This is a genomic window from Cognatishimia coralii (assembly GCF_037478305.1).
Lineage (GTDB): Bacteria > Pseudomonadota > Alphaproteobacteria > Rhodobacterales > Rhodobacteraceae > Cognatishimia > Cognatishimia coralii.
Map to the genome: position 1 here is coordinate 141,113 of NZ_JBBGAZ010000004.1, position 16,039 is coordinate 157,151.

18 protein-coding genes are annotated in these 16,039 nt (G+C 57.9%); 10 read left to right on the forward strand and 8 right to left on the reverse strand.

Translation table 11 applies throughout. From position 1 onward, the window contains the following. Positions 1 to 111 precede the first annotated feature (111 nt). Positions 112 to 324: a hypothetical protein gene (locus tag WG622_RS09520; protein WP_209357154.1), complete on the reverse strand. Its 213-nt coding sequence runs from the start codon at positions 322 to 324 to the stop codon at positions 112 to 114. A 378-nt stretch (positions 325 to 702) separates the two neighbouring features. Here WG622_RS09520 and WG622_RS09525 point away from each other — a divergent pair, with 378 nt between their 5' ends. Then, the gene (locus WG622_RS09525) at positions 703 to 1,521 is read left to right on the forward strand and encodes a lytic transglycosylase domain-containing protein (RefSeq protein ID WP_339403382.1); all 819 of its coding nucleotides are present in this window, start codon (positions 703 to 705) and stop codon (positions 1,519 to 1,521) included. Here the strand turns inward: WG622_RS09525 and WG622_RS09530 are convergent. Beyond that, complete coding sequence (locus tag WG622_RS09530; protein WP_339403383.1) at positions 1,518 to 2,891, reverse strand: L-serine ammonia-lyase; 1,374 nt, start codon at positions 2,889 to 2,891, stop codon at positions 1,518 to 1,520. The genes WG622_RS09525 and WG622_RS09530 overlap by 4 nt on opposite strands. Next, complete coding sequence (locus tag WG622_RS09535) at positions 2,891 to 3,586, reverse strand: glutathione S-transferase family protein (RefSeq protein ID WP_339403384.1); 696 nt, start codon at positions 3,584 to 3,586, stop codon at positions 2,891 to 2,893. Before WG622_RS09535 ends, WG622_RS09530 begins: the two co-directional genes overlap by 1 nt. Before the next feature lie 190 nt (positions 3,587 to 3,776). Here WG622_RS09535 and rpiA point away from each other — a divergent pair, with 190 nt between their 5' ends. The 5 genes from rpiA (at position 3,777) to WG622_RS09560 (ending at position 8,231) form a co-directional block, all read left to right on the forward strand. Next, entirely contained in the window at positions 3,777 to 4,565 is a 789-nt protein-coding gene (rpiA, locus tag WG622_RS09540; protein WP_339403385.1) for a ribose-5-phosphate isomerase RpiA, read from the forward strand. Between the two features lie 9 nt (positions 4,566 to 4,574). Beyond that, positions 4,575 to 5,930, forward strand: coding sequence for a glutathione-disulfide reductase (gor, locus tag WG622_RS09545; RefSeq protein WP_339403386.1), 1,356 nt, complete (start codon positions 4,575 to 4,577; stop codon positions 5,928 to 5,930). 80 nt (positions 5,931 to 6,010) lie between these two features. Next, a complete protein-coding gene (hflK, locus tag WG622_RS09550) occupies positions 6,011 to 7,159 on the forward strand; it encodes an FtsH protease activity modulator HflK (protein WP_209357149.1) in 1,149 nt (382 codons plus the stop codon). Then, positions 7,159 to 8,040, forward strand: coding sequence for a protease modulator HflC (gene hflC / locus WG622_RS09555; protein WP_209357148.1), 882 nt, complete (start codon positions 7,159 to 7,161; stop codon positions 8,038 to 8,040). The genes hflK and hflC overlap by 1 nt, the downstream gene beginning before the upstream one ends. Continuing rightward, positions 8,037 to 8,231, forward strand: coding sequence for a DUF2065 family protein (locus WG622_RS09560; RefSeq protein ID WP_339403387.1), 195 nt, complete (start codon positions 8,037 to 8,039; stop codon positions 8,229 to 8,231). Before hflC ends, WG622_RS09560 begins: the two co-directional genes overlap by 4 nt. Before the next feature lie 66 nt (positions 8,232 to 8,297). Here the strand turns inward: WG622_RS09560 and WG622_RS09565 are convergent, their stop codons facing one another. Further along, entirely contained in the window at positions 8,298 to 8,621 is a 324-nt protein-coding gene (locus WG622_RS09565; RefSeq protein ID WP_339403388.1) for a hypothetical protein, read from the reverse strand. A gap of 422 nt (positions 8,622 to 9,043) precedes the next feature. On the opposite strand from WG622_RS09565, the gene WG622_RS09570 reads away from it, so the two are divergent. Next, positions 9,044 to 10,468 (forward strand): Do family serine endopeptidase, encoded by a 1,425-nt coding sequence (locus WG622_RS09570; protein ID WP_339403485.1) that lies wholly within the window; start codon positions 9,044 to 9,046, stop codon positions 10,466 to 10,468. Positions 10,469 to 10,513: 45 nt separating this feature from the next. On the opposite strand, the gene WG622_RS09575 is transcribed toward WG622_RS09570, so the two are convergent. Together WG622_RS09575 and WG622_RS09580 are read right to left on the reverse strand one after the other, a co-directional pair. After that, a complete protein-coding gene (locus WG622_RS09575; protein WP_339403389.1) occupies positions 10,514 to 11,026 on the reverse strand; it encodes a peptidoglycan-binding domain-containing protein in 513 nt (170 codons plus the stop codon). Between the two features lie 86 nt (positions 11,027 to 11,112). Then, entirely contained in the window at positions 11,113 to 11,517 is a 405-nt protein-coding gene (locus tag WG622_RS09580; RefSeq protein ID WP_339403390.1) for an OB-fold nucleic acid binding domain-containing protein, read from the reverse strand. Positions 11,518 to 11,639: 122 nt separating this feature from the next. Between WG622_RS09580 and WG622_RS09585 the strand changes: the two genes are divergently transcribed. Both WG622_RS09585 and WG622_RS09590 read left to right on the forward strand, forming a co-directional pair. Then, positions 11,640 to 11,963 (forward strand): 2Fe-2S iron-sulfur cluster-binding protein, encoded by a 324-nt coding sequence (locus WG622_RS09585; protein WP_209357143.1) that lies wholly within the window; start codon positions 11,640 to 11,642, stop codon positions 11,961 to 11,963. After that, positions 11,963 to 12,718 (forward strand): FG-GAP repeat domain-containing protein, encoded by a 756-nt coding sequence (locus WG622_RS09590; RefSeq protein WP_339403391.1) that lies wholly within the window; start codon positions 11,963 to 11,965, stop codon positions 12,716 to 12,718. Before WG622_RS09585 ends, WG622_RS09590 begins: the two co-directional genes overlap by 1 nt. Before the next feature lie 50 nt (positions 12,719 to 12,768). On the opposite strand, the gene purD is transcribed toward WG622_RS09590, so the two are convergent. Beyond that, positions 12,769 to 14,031: a phosphoribosylamine--glycine ligase gene (gene purD / locus WG622_RS09595; RefSeq protein ID WP_339403392.1), complete on the reverse strand. Its 1,263-nt coding sequence runs from the start codon at positions 14,029 to 14,031 to the stop codon at positions 12,769 to 12,771. 87 nt (positions 14,032 to 14,118) lie between these two features. On the opposite strand from purD, the gene xseA reads away from it, so the two are divergent. Beyond that, a complete protein-coding gene (xseA, locus tag WG622_RS09600; RefSeq protein WP_339403393.1) occupies positions 14,119 to 15,612 on the forward strand; it encodes an exodeoxyribonuclease VII large subunit in 1,494 nt (497 codons plus the stop codon). Here xseA and WG622_RS09605 read toward each other — a convergent pair. Further along, on the reverse strand, positions 15,609 to 16,004 hold the full coding sequence (locus WG622_RS09605; protein ID WP_339403394.1) for a hypothetical protein: 396 nt from the start codon (positions 16,002 to 16,004) through the stop codon (positions 15,609 to 15,611). The two genes, xseA and WG622_RS09605, sit on opposite strands and share 4 nt — an antisense overlap. Between the last annotated feature and the right edge of the window lie 35 nt (positions 16,005 to 16,039).

The window sequence follows — 16,039 nt, forward strand, 5'->3', positions numbered from 1 at the left end:
CGTCCTGGGTGGGCCTGTGGCCGCTTTGGTCTTAGTGGGGCTTTTGCCCGGAAAGAAAAGCGGCCGCGCCGGGAAGGGCACGGCCGCACTTGGTAAAACCGTTGGGCTAAATTAGCCGCCTACAGTACCAGTTGGTGTAGAGGAAACCGCTACGTTTTCTGCGCCTACGGTTGCGCCGATGTCTGCTGCCAGCTGGTTGGTTTGTGTTTCGATGGTGGAGTAAGCTGCGACTGCCAGACCTACAACTGCTGCGGTCAGAACAACCCAGTCTACAGTTACTGCGCCGTTTTCGTCTTTGCGGAAGTTTTTGATGAACTTGATCATGATGTGTCCCTCCATAGGATCTCTAAGTTTGTGTTTCACCGCCCCGGGTCCGTTGTTGGCCGTCTCTCTCTTTGGCCTGTTCCCGACTTGGTATGAGCATATATAGCTGTGAGAATGCGGCACGATTGGGGCACGAATGGCACGATTTTTTGCGGCTCTGATTTTTTCCTGAAAAAACCTTTAACGCACTGAAAAATAACAAAATAAAAATCTGAATAATTAGTATCTTTTTCGATAGGGCTTGGATTTGGCCGTGTTTTTCAACCCTAAGGATTAGCGCTTGGAGGCCAAATCCCGCTCTGAGGGCGCAAATTTTCGCAAATAATTCCGCTGGCCGTGTCATAGTCTGCTCGAGCAGTTTCATTTGGGTGAAAAAACATGACTCGTTTGCTGATGATTGCGACTCTTGTGGCGTCACTTGTTTCTGCCGGCGGGTCTTGGGCGCAATCTGCACCAGCTTTTCCGGATTTTTCGGCCAAACGCGTTAAACCGCCTGCGCCGGGGGCGAAAAAGCGGATCAATGTTCAGATTGAGTCTGCTCCCGTCGTGCCTGCGCCGGTCTTGCCGGTGGATATTGTCGCGCCCAAGGGAGCGCCTGAGTCACTCTACGAATGGTTTTGGGATGCTGTGGACCCGTCGACCGCGACGTCTTCTGGCCCCGGACGGGTGTCTGATGCTCTAGAGGTTTTGACGACGCCTTCAGCCCAAGAAGCCTTGCCGCCGCCTCGTCTGCAATCGCTGCAGGATATTGTGACGCTTTACGGGCTGGACATTATGCTTGCGACAATCGGGACGGATGTCTCGCCCGCTTTGGCCTTGTCAGTGATCTATGTGGAATCGGGAGGGCAAATTGATGCGGTCAGCGGGGCTGGCGCACAGGGGTTGATGCAGTTGATCCCGGCAACGGCCACACGTTTTGATGTATCGGATGTTTTTGATGCAAAGGACAACATCACCGGAGGGGTGAGGTATCTGGATTGGTTGATGGGAGAATTTGACGAGGATCCGATCCTCGTGCTGGCCGCCTATAATAGTGGCGAGAACGCTGTCAGGAACAATCAGGGCGTCCCGCCGTTTGCAGAGACCCGCAACTATGTGCCGCGCGTTCTGTCGGCGTTTTCTGTTGCAAAGGGGCTTTGTATCACGCCGCCGCTGTTGGCCAGCGACGGCTGCGTGTTTGCGAACCTAGGGAACTAGCAGTTCGGCACGTTGACGGCGAGGCCGCCCAGAGAGGTCTCTTTGTATTTCTCATGCATGTCTTCGCCGATCTGGCGCATGGTTTCGATGCAGGCGTCCAGCGGCACGAAATGCTCGCCGTCGCCACGTAGGGCGAGGGAAGCCGCCGACACCGCTTTGACCGCGCCCAAGCCGTTGCGTTCGATGCAGGGGACCTGAACGAGGCCTTTGACCGGATCGCAGGTCATGCCGAGGTGATGTTCCAATGCGATCTCGGCTGCGTTCTCGACTTGCTCGGGCGTGCCACCCATGACGGCGCAAAGGCCCGCCGCTGCCATCGCAGAGGCCGAGCCGACTTCGGCCTGACACCCGGCTTCCGCGCCAGAGATCGATGCGTTGAATTTCACGAGGCCGCCGATGGCAGCAGATGTCAGAAGGAATTCATCAATCCGGCTTTGCGTAGCTCCGGGGACGTGATCAAGCCAGTAGCGGATGACGGAGGGCAAAACGCCAGCGGCTCCGTTGGTGGGCGCGGTCACCACCTGGCCACCCGCCGCGTTCTCTTCGTTCACGGCCATCGCATAGGCGCTCATCCAGTCATTAATGGTATGAGGCGCGGTGAGGTTCATGCCGCGTTCCGCCATCAGAGCGTCATGGATCGATTTGGCGCGACGGCGCACATTGAGGCCTCCGGGAAGGGTGCCGTCATGGGTGAGGCCTCGGTCGATGCAGTCGTTCATGACCTGCCAGATGCGGGCGCAGCCTTTGGACAGGTTGTCCGCCCCACCGCGCGAGATCTCGTTGCTGCGTTTCATATCAGCGATGGATTTGCCGGATGTCTCGGCCATCTGCAGCATTTCGGCGGCGGATTTGAACGGGTAGGGGACAGGGTCGCCCTCATCCGTGGCCTTCCCTGCGGTCAGTTCGTCTTCGGTCACAACAAAGCCGCCGCCGATGGAATAAAACGTCTCTTGCAGGATCACGTCGCCCTGATTGTCGGTTGCCATGAGGATCATGCCATTGGCGTGGCCCGGCAGAGCGGGGCCGAAATCGAAATGCAGGTCTTCCTTTGGATTGAACTTGAGCGTGCCGAGACTCACGGGCGAGATCTCGTGGCGTTGATGGATCTGCGTCAGGGCCGTTTCGGCCTTTTCGTGATCATAGGTGTCGGGCAGAAACCCCGCAAGCCCAAGGATCGTGGCGCGGTCTGTCGCGTGGCCGACGCCAGTGAAGGCGAGCGAGCCGTGCAGGCTGGCCTTGACGCCCGCGAAATGGAAGGGGCTGGCGCGCATGATGTCCAGGAACTTCGCGGCAGCCACCATCGGGCCCATCGTGTGGGACGATGACGGGCCAATGCCCACTTTGAACATTTCAAAAACCGAAAGGAACATCAGGCGGTCTCACTTTGGTACATGTAGAAGTTTTCGGGGTTGCTGAAAGGCGTCTGACCGAGGCCTTCGGCTTTGATGAGCTCTGTGACAGAGGCGCGGGTTTCCAGGCGTTGCGCAATTTGCAGAAGGTGCGGCCAGGTGTCAGCAGTGATCTGGCGGTAGTCTTTGGACGGGTAGATCTGAGACCAGCGAAGGGTTGCGGCGACATAGAGGTCAAGGATGCTGACCTCGGGGCCATTAAACCAAGCATGCCCTTCACCCGCGACGTCATTGAGCAAAGAGAAGGCGTGTTTGATGTTTTTGACAGCTCCGGCGCGCAGGGCCTCGTGGGCCTCGCTCGTATATTGATCCGGATAAAACCGCAGGTTCAAATTCGCATGCAGTGTGTTGGACACATAAAAGAGCCACTTCAGCGCATGTGCCCGCGCGGGATCATCTGACTTTGGGAACAGCGCCTGATGTTTGTCCGCCAGCCATAAGAGGATCGCTCCGGTCTCAAACATCACGCCATCGGGTGTTTCCAAGGCTGGAATGCGGCCTGCCGGGTTCAACGCCAGATACTCCGCCGATTTATGCGCCCGCGTTTCGCGATCCAGCAGAGCGCAGTCAAACGGTACCTCAAGCTCTAAAAGAGCGAGGCGGATGATCAGGGACGCATTGTCCGGTGCGTAGTGAAGGCGGTAGGGCGTGGTCATAGATTGAATTTAGTCAGATTCTGTAACTCAAATAGGATGATTTGCGACGTTTCCTATAGGAAACAAGACGGGGTTTCCACCTGCTCTTTGCACGCTCTTCCCAATGAGGCGGAATTCCTCGTGAAATGCCCCTCGCAAGCGGGTCTTTTTGCACTTATAACCTTAGCAACAGGTATTGATGGAGCTGCCAATGTCCACCGAACTCTCTCCGATTGATAAGGCGAAATTCGTTGCTGCGAAGAAAGCGGTCGAATTTGTCGAAGACGGGATGCGCGTGGGGCTTGGGACAGGATCGACGGCGGCGTGGATGGTGCGCTGTCTGGGCGAGCTGGTGCGCGACGAGGGGCTCAAGATCAAAGGCGTGCCCACCTCGACCCGCACAGCGCAGCTGGCGCGTGAGGTCGGGATTGAGGTCGTGAGCCTTGATGCCGCGAAATGGCTGGATATCACCATTGATGGCGCCGATGAATTTGATGGCGATCTGAACCTCATCAAAGGCGGCGGCGGAGCGCTGTTGCAGGAAAAGATCGTGGCCACCGCCTCAGATCAGATGATCGTCATCGCGGATGCGGGCAAAGAGGTTGAGACGCTGGGGCAATTCCCCCTGCCAGTCGAACTTGTTCCCTTTGGCTGGCAAACCACGCAGGCCTTGATTGAGGAAACCCTGGTGTCGCTCGATGTACTAGCGCGCAAATCCACACTGCGGATGAATGGCGACACGCCCTTTGTGACAGATGAGGGCAACCATATTCTTGACCTGCATCTAAAGCGGATCGGCAATGCGCAACAGACCGCCATGGTCCTGAACCAAATGCCCGGCGTCGTGGAAAACGGCCTGTTCATCGACATCTGTGACAGAGTTGTGATCGGCTATGGGGATGGAAGAGTCGAAGTGCGCGACATAAATGCAGGCACGATAGAAGAGAATATGCTGGATTTCGTCGAGAGCGAAAACGTGTTCTCGGATCTTGCGGACTAAGGACCTAATATGAGTTTTGACTATGATCTCTTTGTCATCGGCGGTGGCTCCGGTGGCGTAAGGGCCGCGCGTGTGGCGGCGGCTGAGGGCGCGAAAGTGGCTTTGGCAGAAGAGGACCGCTACGGCGGCACCTGTGTGATCCGGGGCTGTGTGCCTAAGAAACTGATGGTCTTTGCCAGCGAATATTCCGGGATGGTCGAGGACGCGCAGAGCTATGGCTGGGACATTCAGCCCGGTGCGTTCAATTGGGATGCCTTTAAAGGCAAGCTGCATGCGGAACTGGATCGCCTTGAGAGCATCTATCGCAACCTGTTGAAAAACAGCGGTGTAGAGAGCTTTGACCAACGCGCGAAACTCGCGGATGCCCATACGGTTGAACTGGCCGATGGCACCACTAAAACTGCGAAACATATTCTGATCGCCACTGGTGGCCGTCCAGTCTGGCCGGATCTGCCGGGGGCAGAGCTTGGGATCTCCAGCAATGAGATCTTCCATCTGGAGAAATTGCCTGAGTCGATCCTGATCGTGGGCGGTGGCTATATCGCGTCGGAGTTCGCGGGCATCATGAACGGGCTTGGCGTCAAGACCACGCAATATTACCGCGGCGCGCAGATCCTGCGGGGCTTTGATGATGAAGCGCGTGGGTTGGTTTCCGAGGAAATGTGCCAGCGGGGCGTCGATGTTAAACTCGGCACCAACGTGCTTGAGATGCGCAAAGAGGGCGACAAGATCTGGGTCAAAGCCACCAATGGCGATGAGCAGCTTTTTGATCAGGTGATGTTTGCGACAGGCCGGTCACCGAATTCGGACAACCTTGGCCTTGAAGGCTTAGGCATCGAGCTTGGCCGCAAAGGCGAGATCTTGGTTGATGACTACAGCCAGACCAAAGTGCCATCCGTCTACGCCATCGGAGACGTCACCGATCGTGTGAACCTCACCCCTGTGGCGATCCGCGAGGGCATGGCCTTTGTGGAGACTGTCTTTAAGGGCAATCCGACGAAACCCGATCACGAACTCATTCCAACTGCGATCTTCACGCAGCCGGAAATGGGCACCATTGGCCTGTCTGAGGAAGACGCGCGTGAGCAAGAGCCGATTGAGGTCTATGCTACCTCGTTCAAGCCGATGCAGCAGTCTTTTGCTGGCCGCAGCGAGCGCGTGTTGATGAAGCTGATCGTGAGCCAAGCGACGCGTAAGGTTCTGGGTTGTCACATCGTGGCCCCCGGCGCGGGCGAGATGATCCAGCTCGCAGGTATCGCCGTGAAGATGGGCGCAACGAAAGAAGACTTTGACCGGACCGTGGCCGTTCACCCGACCATGTCTGAGGAATTAGTCACAATGAAAGCCCCTGTGCGCACCGGATAGTGGGGCGCATGGGTTGATTTTCCTGACACATTGCACAGTTTAGTGTCAGGCCTTTTATGATGAGAAAGGGATAGACCTTTATGGCAGGCAATTCTGGCGGCCCCTGGGGGGGCGGCGGCAACAACGGCGGTGGGAACCGCGGTGGCAACAACGGGAGCGGCAATCGCGGTAACGGCGGTCGTCGTCCCGATGACCAGCCCCAAATCCCCGATATTGATGACCTGATGAAAAAGGGTCAGGACCAACTGCGCGTTCTGATGGGCGGTCGCGGCGGCTCTGGCCAGTCCGGCGGCTCTGGCGGTGGCGGAGATCTTCCGACCCCGGGTCGTGGTGTCATGACCTTGGGTATTATCGCCCTGATCGGCATCTTCTGGGTCTGGAACAGCTTTTACACCGTGCGTCCGGAAGAGCAGTCTGTAGAGCTCTTCTTAGGTGAGTACTCTTCGACCGGACAGCCGGGTCTGAACTTTGCGCCATGGCCGGTTGTGACCGCCGAGGTCATTCCGGTGACCCGCGAACAGACCGAAGATATCGGTGTGGGTCAACGAGGCTCTGACGCGGGTCTGATGCTGACCGGGGACGAGAACATCGTCGACATTGATTTCCAGGTGGTTTGGAACATCAATGACGCACAGAAATTCCTGTTCAACCTGCGTGACGCGCAGCTGACCATCCGTGCGGTGTCTGAATCGGCGATGCGTGAGATTATCGCTCAGTCCGATCTGGCTCCGATCCTCAACCGGGATCGTGCGTCAATTGCGGAACGTCTGCAGGATCTGATCCAGTCGACACTGGACAGCTATGACTCTGGCGTCAACATCGTCCGTGTGAACTTTGACAAAGCCGACCCGCCAACTCAGGTGATCGACGCCTTCCGTGACGTTCAGGCCGCCGAGCAGGAACGTGACCGGACACAGAAAGAAGCGGATGCTTACGCCAACGCCGTTCTCGCGGGCGCACGTGGTGAAGCCGCGCAGGTTCTGGAAGAGGCCGAAGCCTATCGCGCCCAAGTGGTCAACCAAGCGGAAGGTGAAGCGAGCCGCTTCTCTGCCGTTCTGGAAGAATACCGCAAGGCACCTGAGGTGACACGCAAACGTCTGTACATCGAAACCATGGAAGAGGTTCTGGGCCGCGTCGATAAAGTGATCATCGACGATGCCGCAGGAGGCGACCAAGGGGTCGTGCCATATCTTCCTCTGAATGAACTGCGCAAAGGGAGCAACAACTGATGACTCGTTCTGTAGCTTTGCTGGCCGTTCTGGCCGTTGCCCTGCTGACCGCGCTGTCCTCGATCTTTATCGTGGATGAACGCCAAAAAGCGCTGGTTCTGCAATTTGGTCGCGTTGTCGATGTCAAAGAAGATCCGGGCCTCGCGTTTAAACTGCCTCTGATCCAAGAGGTCGTTTACTATGACGACCGTATCCTCAGCCGTGACCTTGATCCGATCGAAGTCACACCGCTGGATGACCGTCGTCTGGTTGTGGACGCTTTCGCGCGGTATCGGATTGCTGACGTGAACCAGTTCCGTCAGGCGACTGGTGCGGCGGGCGATCAGTCTATCGCAGTGGCGGGCCGTCGTCTGGATTCGATCCTGCGCTCCCAAACTCGGGAAATTCTGGGTTCGGTCTCGTCTAACGACATCCTCAGCTCTGACCGTGCGGCTCTGATGCTGCGGATCCGCAATGGCGCGATCCGTGATGCCGAGGCGCTGGGCCTCGAGGTCATCGACGTGCGTTTGAAACGCACCGACCTGCCGCGTGAAAACCTAGACGCGACCTTCGCGCGTATGCGGGCGGAACGCGAACGGGAAGCGACCGATGAGCGGGCGCGTGGTCAGGAAGCCGCGCAGCGGATCCGTGCGCAAGCGGATCGTACTGTGGTCGAGCTGACCTCGGATGCGCGTCGTGATGCGGAAATCATCCGCGGCGAAGCGGACGCGAACCGGAACGCGATCTTTGCAGAGGCTTATGGTGCCGATGCCGAGTTCTTCCAGTTCTACCGCAGCCTCGCGGCCTATCGCGCGTCTTTGCTTGAAGGCAACTCGACCATGGTGATCTCGCCAGATTCCGAGTTCTTTAACTATCTGAAATCCGACCTCGGAACCCAATGATCGAAACGATCCTCTTGGCCCTTGGGCTGGTTTTAATTCTGGAGGGGCTGGTCTATGCACTGGCCCCTTCGCTTATTGAAGAACTGCTTAAGGCGCTGCAAAGCCTCTCCATCGCGCAACGGCGACAGATCGGGATACTGGTTCTGGCGTTGGGAATCGTGTTGATTGTCATGGCGCGTCAATTTCGCTAGCGCTTAACGCGCCGCAGAATTTAGGCGCGCTAAACCTGCACCTCAGATATCACAATGTGTGGCAGTTTATGGGGCGCTCTGAGCGGTTGTGCGGCTGAAGTCAGGGAAGTGCAGCGCGATAATATCTGCAGTTTTTTGGCACTCAGTCTCCAACATATCGGCTGCTGCCAGAAGTTGTTCCGCCGTGGCGTCCAATCCTTCCCGCATGGCCTGTTCCGCGCTTAGCCGAATGACTTGGTCTAGGGCTTTCTTGGACTGCGGGTCTCCACTGCCAAGGTATTCATGTGTCGCAGAGTGTGTGAGCACCAGATGTGCTTCGATCACCGGGTGCCGGCAATAGCGCGCAACCTGGATGAATTCGTTCAGTTTCTTAATATACCATTCGTACATAGTATAAGCCTCTCTGCAGGGGCGGGCCAAAGACGGACACATAGATATTTCGTGATGACTTGGCTCGTTCCAGGCCTCGTTTTGAAACGAAACGGCACTGGGTTCACGTTGACTGAGGGGGAAACGGGCCTGGCTCCGCGCTATCTATGGCTGGGGCCGGGTATTCGTAAGTTTACATGGCCACAAGTCTTAGGGACTTTTTACATGCGATCAAGAAAAAGTTGCTTGTGTCACCAAACCTTCACAAATCCGCTCACGCGCTGTTGAAGGAAGGTGGGCAAAGTTGTGCAGCATTTAATTTGTCCTATGTTACATCTAAGATTGTCGCGTTTCGGGGACACGGCACTCAGGAGCAGAAATCCAAAAGGAGTTTTTAGGTGAAACCAATCGCTGTTTCCGCACCCGTTCAAAATGTCAGCCAGATGCGTGCTTTGTGGCTCTCGGCCCTCGCGTTTATGTTTATTCTGGCCCAAACCCTCGTGGCCCAAGCCCGCCCCGATAGCCTTGCCGACCTCGTCGAAGAGGTCAGCCCGGCTGTGGTCAATATTTCCACCTCAACTGTGGTCGCCAGCCGATCCGGCCCGCAGGGCATCGTGCCCGAAGGCAGCCCGTTTGAGGATTTCTTCCGTGAATTTCAGGACCGTCAGGGTCAAGGCGATCAAAATCGCCCTCGCCGCAGCGCGGCTTTGGGCGCGGGATTCGTGATCTCTGAGGATGGCTATGTTGTCACCAACAACCACGTCATCGAAGGCGCGGATGAGATCCTGGTCGAGTTCTTCTCTGGCGAAGAGCTGCCCGCGACTGTGATCGGCAAAGATCCGAATACCGACATCGCGGTTCTCAAAGTCGAAAGCGACACGCCGTTGCCGTTTGTCAGCTTTGGCGACAGCGATGTGGCCCGCGTAGGTGACTGGGTGATGGCCGTGGGTAACCCGCTGGGTCAGGGTTTCTCTGTCTCCGCCGGTATCATTTCGGCGCGCAACCGTGCTTTGTCCGGGTCCTACGATGATTTCATTCAGACCGATGCTGCGATTAACCGCGGTAACTCTGGTGGCCCACTGTTCAACATGGATGGTGAAGTGATCGGTGTGAACACTGCGATCCTGTCTCCAAATGGTGGCTCGATTGGCATCGGCTTCTCTATGGCGTCCAACGTCGTGACCAATGTGGTCGACCAGCTACAAGAATTTGGCGAAACCCGCCGTGGCTGGCTGGGTGTTCGCATCCAAGATGTGACCGAAGATATGATCGGCGCAGTCGAAGGTCTTGAGACTGCTGCCGGTGCGATGGTCACAGATGTGCCAGACGGTCCTGCTAAAGATGCTGGTATCGAATCCGGTGATGTGATCCTGACCTTTGATGGCACTGACGTTGAGGACGTGCGTGGCCTCGTCCGCACCGTTGGCAACACGGCTGTTGGCAAAGCAGTCCGCGTGATCGTCCTGCGCGGTGGCAAGACTCAGACGCTTCTGGTGACTCTGGGCCGTCGCGAAGAGGCCGAAGCCGCTGTGCCAGCAGCTCAGCCTGTGACGCCTGAAGAGCCAACCGAGAAAGACATGCTCGGCCTGACCGTTACTCCGATGACTGAAGAGCTGCGCACAGAGCTTGGTCTGGACGAAGGTGCCGAAGGCTTGGTGATCACCAATGTCGATGAGTTGTCCAAAGCCTATGAAAAAGGCATGCGCGCCGGTGATGTGATCACCGAGGCGAGCCAGCAGAAAGTGGTCTCTGTGTCCGATCTGGATGCACGTGTGGCCGAGGCAGAAGAAGCAGGGCGCAAGTCGATCCTTTTGCTTGTGCGTCGCGGTGGCGAGCCACGGTTTGTCGCTCTGGCGCTTGACGAATAAGCCCGAAACAAACTCACAAGAAAGGCGCCCTAAGTGGCGCCTTTTTTATTGGTCGGTTCGACTTGCCGAGATCAAGCCAAGCTGTCGACCGGTTTCCGAGGACAAAAGCCCCGAGTCGAGCCCATTGGCCGACTGATACCGCCGGATCCCCGCACGGGTGCGCGCATCCATTTGGCCATTGATCGGCCCCCGATAGGCTCCGCGCACTTGCAGCGCGCGCTGAACCGAGGCGATGAACTCGGGCGTGAGCTCCTCAGGGCAGGGGGTCTCAAACCAGGTCTCACGCCGAGGCGTCACGATGCGTTGCTGCGTTTCGGTACGATAGATCGCGGGCGTCAGAACAGAGCCATCTGCCATCAGCTCGGCAGGCTGCACCAGGATCTGCTCTTGCACCGTTTCAATTACCGCAGGCCGGATCGATTTCCCCCAGCAACTGCCGGGCCGCGCGCCGGGTGGGCCGGGCTGATGTTCCAGCACGACTTCGGGTTCATTAAATCCCGCGAGACTCGACGCGAAATCAGGCACGACCTCTTCGCAGCCCCAAAGGGCTGTTGCCATTACGCCAATCAAGAGTGGCCGAGGTCTCATCTGCTCGCCTTCGCGGTTTTTCCCTTTTTACCGCGTTTTAAGGCGCGTCAAAAGCTCTATTGCGCGGGGGTCTCGACATCGGCCTTCCAGGTGAGTCCCGGTTGCACCAACTGATCGAGCATGGGCGAGATGTCCTCAATGTGCTCGGCAATCACATGGGTCACGTTATTTTCGCGCTGAATGCGCCCCGTGATGCGCAAAAGCCGCCCTGCGATGACCGCCCGCCTGAAGGCCTCATAGATCTTGCGCCAGACAACGATATTCACCACGCCCGTCTCATCCTCAAGCGTCAGAAAGATTACGCCGTTCGCCGTCCCCGGCCGCTGCCTCAGGATCACCAGACCGGCCACCGTCACCCGCGCGCCTTGTGGTGGCAGAACCAGTTGGCGCGCCATGATCGCCGAGGGTGGGCGCGGCCAGTTCGTGTCTGCAGACAAGGGGCGGTGCGGGTGATGTGTCATGAGAACAAATATAGAACAAATTCACGCTGTCGCAAGCGTGACAGGAAACTGACGAAAACGGGCTGGCATAAGGGGGCTTGGCGCACTAACTACGAAAGGGAATCGCAAGGGAATACACGGAAATGGCAAAAATCACTTATGTCGAATTCGGCGGTACCGAGCACGTTGTAGAGGTCGCAAATGGCCTGACCGTGATGGAAGGCGCACGCGACAACAACATTCCGGGCATCGAGGCCGACTGCGGCGGTGCTTGTGCTTGCTCGACCTGCCACGTTTATGTGGACGAGGCCTGGGCCGACAAACTGTCGCCGATGGACGACATGGAAGAAGACATGCTGGACTTTGCCTTCGAGCCAAAGCCGGGCCTGTCGCGCCTGACCTGCCAGCTGAAAGTCAGCGACGCGCTGGACGGTCTCAAGGTCTTTATGCCTGAGAAGCAAATCTGATGATGGCGCAGGCGCGGCGTCTGGCGATGCGAGAGTGGCGCGGTTTCGCGCGCCGCGCGTTGCATGTGTCGCGCCTGTGGCCACTGGCTTTGGCGGCGAGCGTCACGGCGGCGCAGGCCGAAGTGGTCTCGGCTCGCTACCTAGAGCCCACGGACCGCTATGCCCACGGCGTGCTTGGCGATGCCATCGAATGGGGCACGCTTGAGATCCGCCTAAAAGACAATACACGTCGTCGTCTCGTGCTGCCCGAAAGCCGCGTGTTCGAAGATCTGGAACCGCGCCTCTTTGACGTAGATCTGGACGGAGACCTTGAAGTCATCGTGATCGAAAGCAGCGCCACCCAAGGCGCGCGTCTTTCGATTTATGATGAAAACGGCCTTTTGGCGGCGAACCCCTATATCGGCACCCGCAACCGCTGGCTCGCGCCGGTTGGGGCTGCGGATCTGGATGGCGACGGTAAAATCGAGATCGCCTATATCGACCGTCCGCATTTGGCGAAAACCTTGCGCATTTGGCGCTATGAAAACGGAGCACTCACCGAGGTTGCTCAGAAACCGGGTCTGACCAATCACAAGATCGGACAAGACTACATATCCAGCGGCATTCGCGATTGCGGCAAGGGTCCAGAGATGGTCACCGCTGATGCCAACTGGCGCTCGGTGATCGTGTCCAGCTTTGACGGCAAGACAATCAAGAGCCAAGCCGCCGACGGCTTCTCGCAAGAAACCCTCGCAGACGTATTAGCCTGCAAATAACCATTTTCTCTTGCTGAAAATATCCCGGGGGCCAGCCCCTTGCCAAAGGCTCAAAGCGCCCGCCAGCCGATGTCTTTGCGATAAAACCCGCCCGGCCAATCCACGCTTTCCACCATCGCATAGGCGCGATCGCGAGCTTCTCGTAAAGATGCCCCGCGTGCAGTCACGTTCAAAACACGCCCACCGGACGCCAAGACCGCAGCGCCGTCCGCCTTGGTACCCGCATGAAACACATAGTTCATGCTGTCGGATGGCAGATCGCCAAGTCCTTTGATCTCGGATCCCTTTTCATATGATCCCGGATAGCCATTGGCCGCCATCACCACCGTCATCGCGTGATCATCCGCCCAATTCACCTGCGCCTCAGCCAAACGTCCCTCAGCCACCGCCTGCATCAAATCCAAAGCCTGCGCCCCCAAGCGCATCATCAGAACCTGACATTCCGGATCACCAAAACGCACGTTGTATTCTACCAGACGAGGCTCCCCGTCCTTGATCATCAACCCCGCATAGAGAACACCTTGATAGGGCATCCCGCGCTCTTTCATCACGCGCATGGTGGGTTTCACGATCTCTTCCATCGCTTTGGCTTCGATCTCGGCCGACAGAACGGGAGCAGGAGAATAAGCCCCCATACCGCCCGTGTTCAGACCTGTATCGCCTTCGCCCACACGCTTGTGGTCTTGCGCTGTGCCGACGGACAGAACCTCTTCGCCGTCGACCAGAACGAACAAAGAGGCCTCTTCGCCCTCCATGAATTCCTCAATGACGACTTCAGCGCCTGCGCCACCAAAGGCTCCACCAAACATGTCGTCAATCGCGTCCAACGCGGTTTGTTCGTCCATCGCCACAATCACGCCTTTGCCAGCGGCTAGACCGTCGGCCTTGACCACAATCGGCGCGCCGTTCTCGCGAATATGCGCTTTGGCGGCCTCGGCATCGGTGAAATGCCCATAGCCTGCGGTCGGCGCGTTGGCCGCGACGCAGATTTCCTTGGTGAAGCTCTTGGAGCTCTCCAGACGCGCCGCCGCCTCGGATGGACCAAAGGTCAAAAAGCCCGCCTCGCGTAGACGGTCCGCAACGCCAACCGCCAAAGGCGCCTCGGGCCCGACGATCACAAAGTCGATGGCGTTCTCGCTCGCGAAATCCACGACCTCTGCGCCATTCTCGATATCAAAGTTCGCGCATTCGGCAATCTGCGCAATCCCCGCGTTGCCCGGCGCCACAATCAGACGATCACATTTCGGGTTCTGTTTCACCGCCCAAGCCAATGCGTGCTCGCGTCCGCCACTGCCGAGAATAAGAATGTTCATGGGGTGTCCTTTTATGATCGCGCAAGCGCTTGGCCTTTGTTGACGCGCGTTCTAAGCTCTGCGCAGCAATACATCAAGCGAGGCCAGATGTCTGACCTGATCGACGACCCACGAGAGGGCGAAAATGCCCCGGAGTTTTCCGTTACTGAGCTTTCTGGAGCCATTAAGAAACTCATTGAGGGCACGTTTAGCCATGTGCGGATCCGGGCAGAGATCGGGCGGGTCAGTTTTCCACGGTCAGGTCACGTTTATCTGGATCTGAAAGACGACAAATCGGTGATTTCCGGTGTCATCTGGAAAGGCGTGGCGTCGCGTTTGCCGATGCGTCCTGAAGAGGGGATGGAGGTTGTGGTCACGGGGCGGCTGACCACCTTTGGCGGGCAGTCCAAATACCAGATTGTCATTGAGGACATGAAACCCGCAGGCGTCGGCGCTTTGATGGCGATGCTGGAAAAACGCAAGGCGCAACTGTCGGCCGAAGGGCTCTTTGACCAAAACCGTAAGAAGCCGACTCCCTATTTGCCGTCGATCATCGGCGTCGTGACATCGCCGTCAGGCGCGGTGATAAGAGATATCTTGCACCGCCTGCGTGACCGGTTCCCCAGCAAGGTCTTGATTTGGCCCGTAGCTGTGCAAGGCGAGAAATGTGCGCCCGAAGTGGCGCGGGGGATCGAAGGGTTCAACGCGCTCACGCCCGGCGGGGCCTTGCCGCGTCCGGATCTAATTATCGTCGCCCGTGGCGGCGGCTCGGTCGAAGACCTTTGGGGCTTTAACGAAGAGATCGTTGTGCGGGCGGCGGCGGCCTCCGACATTCCCCTGATCTCGGCGGTAGGACACGAGACAGACACGACCCTGATCGACTTTGCCTCTGACAAACGCGCACCGACGCCGACCGCGGCGGCTGAACTCGCGGTGCCTGTGCGGCTGGAACTGATGGGCTGGACGGATGAGCAGGGCGCGAGACTAACGCGGGCGCTGACCCAGTCGATCACGCAACGCGGACAACGTCTTCGCGATCTCGCACGGGCAATGCCGCGCGTGGACACTCTGCTGGATTCGCCGCGCCAACGGCTGGACCGCGCGTCAGAGAAACTGCCAGAGGCCTTGCGGCGCTCGGTCGATACGCGACGTTTGAAATTGACCGAGGCGGCAGCCTCGTTGCGCCCCTCCAATCTGCGACGCGCGGTGGATGCGAAGCGCGAGGCACTGGGACGGCGCGCCGACCGGCTGTCTATCCGCCCGATCCAGCGCGACATTCAGATTAAAAAAGACAAGTTGGACGCTCTGAATCAGCGGTTTGTGACCACTGCGACCTCTCAGACTAAGACGCTTAAGGATCGGTTGGAAAGCCTTGACCGTCTGCGGCAAACGCTCGGCTATGAGGCCACGCTTGAGCGCGGTTATGCGGTGGTCTGGGATGGAGACAAGGTGGTCACGACGGCCAAGGCTGCTGGCAAGGCCAAAGAGCTTGAGATCCAGTTCGCGGATGGACGGCATGCGCCGGATGGCGTGGCGAAAGCCCCACGCAAGGTGGTCAAGTCACCGAAGCCAGATGCACCCGACCAAGGCAGCCTGTTTTAGACGCCAACCTCTGGCCCGAGGCAGAGCATTTCTTCGTCTGCACCCGTGATTTCGTAAAGCGTGCTGTCCGAGGTGTCGCCACTAAAGGTCGCGCTCAACCCGCCGGGTTCCAGAAAGAACTGCCAGCATTGTGGCTCGGGGTTGTCTTCATAGACAAAGCAAATGTCCTGCCCGCTGGCGTACCACGTGCCTTCTTTGCATTGACCGTCCAGAAAGCTCCAGCGCACGCGTCTTTGGCCGAAATATTCCTCAGCGCCATAGCGGGATCCATTGCTCGAATAATAGAGCGTTTTGCCACGCGTATAGCGATCAAATGCATCAGGGCTGAGCGGCGTTTCGGCCAGAGTGAAAAGCGGGAAAAGAGCCGCCGTGATCGTGACAAAAATTCTCATGCCGGGAGCCTGCCAAAAGCCCGCAGTGTTTTCCA

Coding starts and splice junctions, on each gene's coding strand:
- WG622_RS09560 (WP_339403387.1), top strand. CDS start 8,037: ATGATCGAAACGATCCTCTTGGCCCTTGGGCTGGTTTTAATTCTGGAG.
- xseA (WP_339403393.1), top strand. CDS start 14,119: ATGTCTGACCTGATCGACGACCCACGAGAGGGCGAAAATGCCCCGGAG.
- WG622_RS09530 (WP_339403383.1), bottom strand. CDS start 2,891: ATGTTCCTTTCGGTTTTTGAAATGTTCAAAGTGGGCATTGGCCCGTCA.
- WG622_RS09605 (WP_339403394.1), bottom strand. CDS start 16,004: ATGAGAATTTTTGTCACGATCACGGCGGCTCTTTTCCCGCTTTTCACT.
- hflK (WP_209357149.1), top strand. CDS start 6,011: ATGGCAGGCAATTCTGGCGGCCCCTGGGGGGGCGGCGGCAACAACGGC.
- WG622_RS09575 (WP_339403389.1), bottom strand. CDS start 11,026: ATGGCAACAGCCCTTTGGGGCTGCGAAGAGGTCGTGCCTGATTTCGCG.
- WG622_RS09525 (WP_339403382.1), top strand. CDS start 703: ATGACTCGTTTGCTGATGATTGCGACTCTTGTGGCGTCACTTGTTTCT.
- WG622_RS09590 (WP_339403391.1), top strand. CDS start 11,963: ATGATGGCGCAGGCGCGGCGTCTGGCGATGCGAGAGTGGCGCGGTTTC.
- WG622_RS09565 (WP_339403388.1), bottom strand. CDS start 8,621: ATGTACGAATGGTATATTAAGAAACTGAACGAATTCATCCAGGTTGCG.
- gor (WP_339403386.1), top strand. CDS start 4,575: ATGAGTTTTGACTATGATCTCTTTGTCATCGGCGGTGGCTCCGGTGGC.
- WG622_RS09585 (WP_209357143.1), top strand. CDS start 11,640: ATGGCAAAAATCACTTATGTCGAATTCGGCGGTACCGAGCACGTTGTA.
- hflC (WP_209357148.1), top strand. CDS start 7,159: ATGACTCGTTCTGTAGCTTTGCTGGCCGTTCTGGCCGTTGCCCTGCTG.
- purD (WP_339403392.1), bottom strand. CDS start 14,031: ATGAACATTCTTATTCTCGGCAGTGGCGGACGCGAGCACGCATTGGCT.
- WG622_RS09535 (WP_339403384.1), bottom strand. CDS start 3,586: ATGACCACGCCCTACCGCCTTCACTACGCACCGGACAATGCGTCCCTG.
- WG622_RS09570 (WP_339403485.1), top strand. CDS start 9,044: ATGCGTGCTTTGTGGCTCTCGGCCCTCGCGTTTATGTTTATTCTGGCC.
- rpiA (WP_339403385.1), top strand. CDS start 3,777: ATGTCCACCGAACTCTCTCCGATTGATAAGGCGAAATTCGTTGCTGCG.
- WG622_RS09520 (WP_209357154.1), bottom strand. CDS start 324: ATGATCAAGTTCATCAAAAACTTCCGCAAAGACGAAAACGGCGCAGTA.
- WG622_RS09580 (WP_339403390.1), bottom strand. CDS start 11,517: ATGACACATCACCCGCACCGCCCCTTGTCTGCAGACACGAACTGGCCG.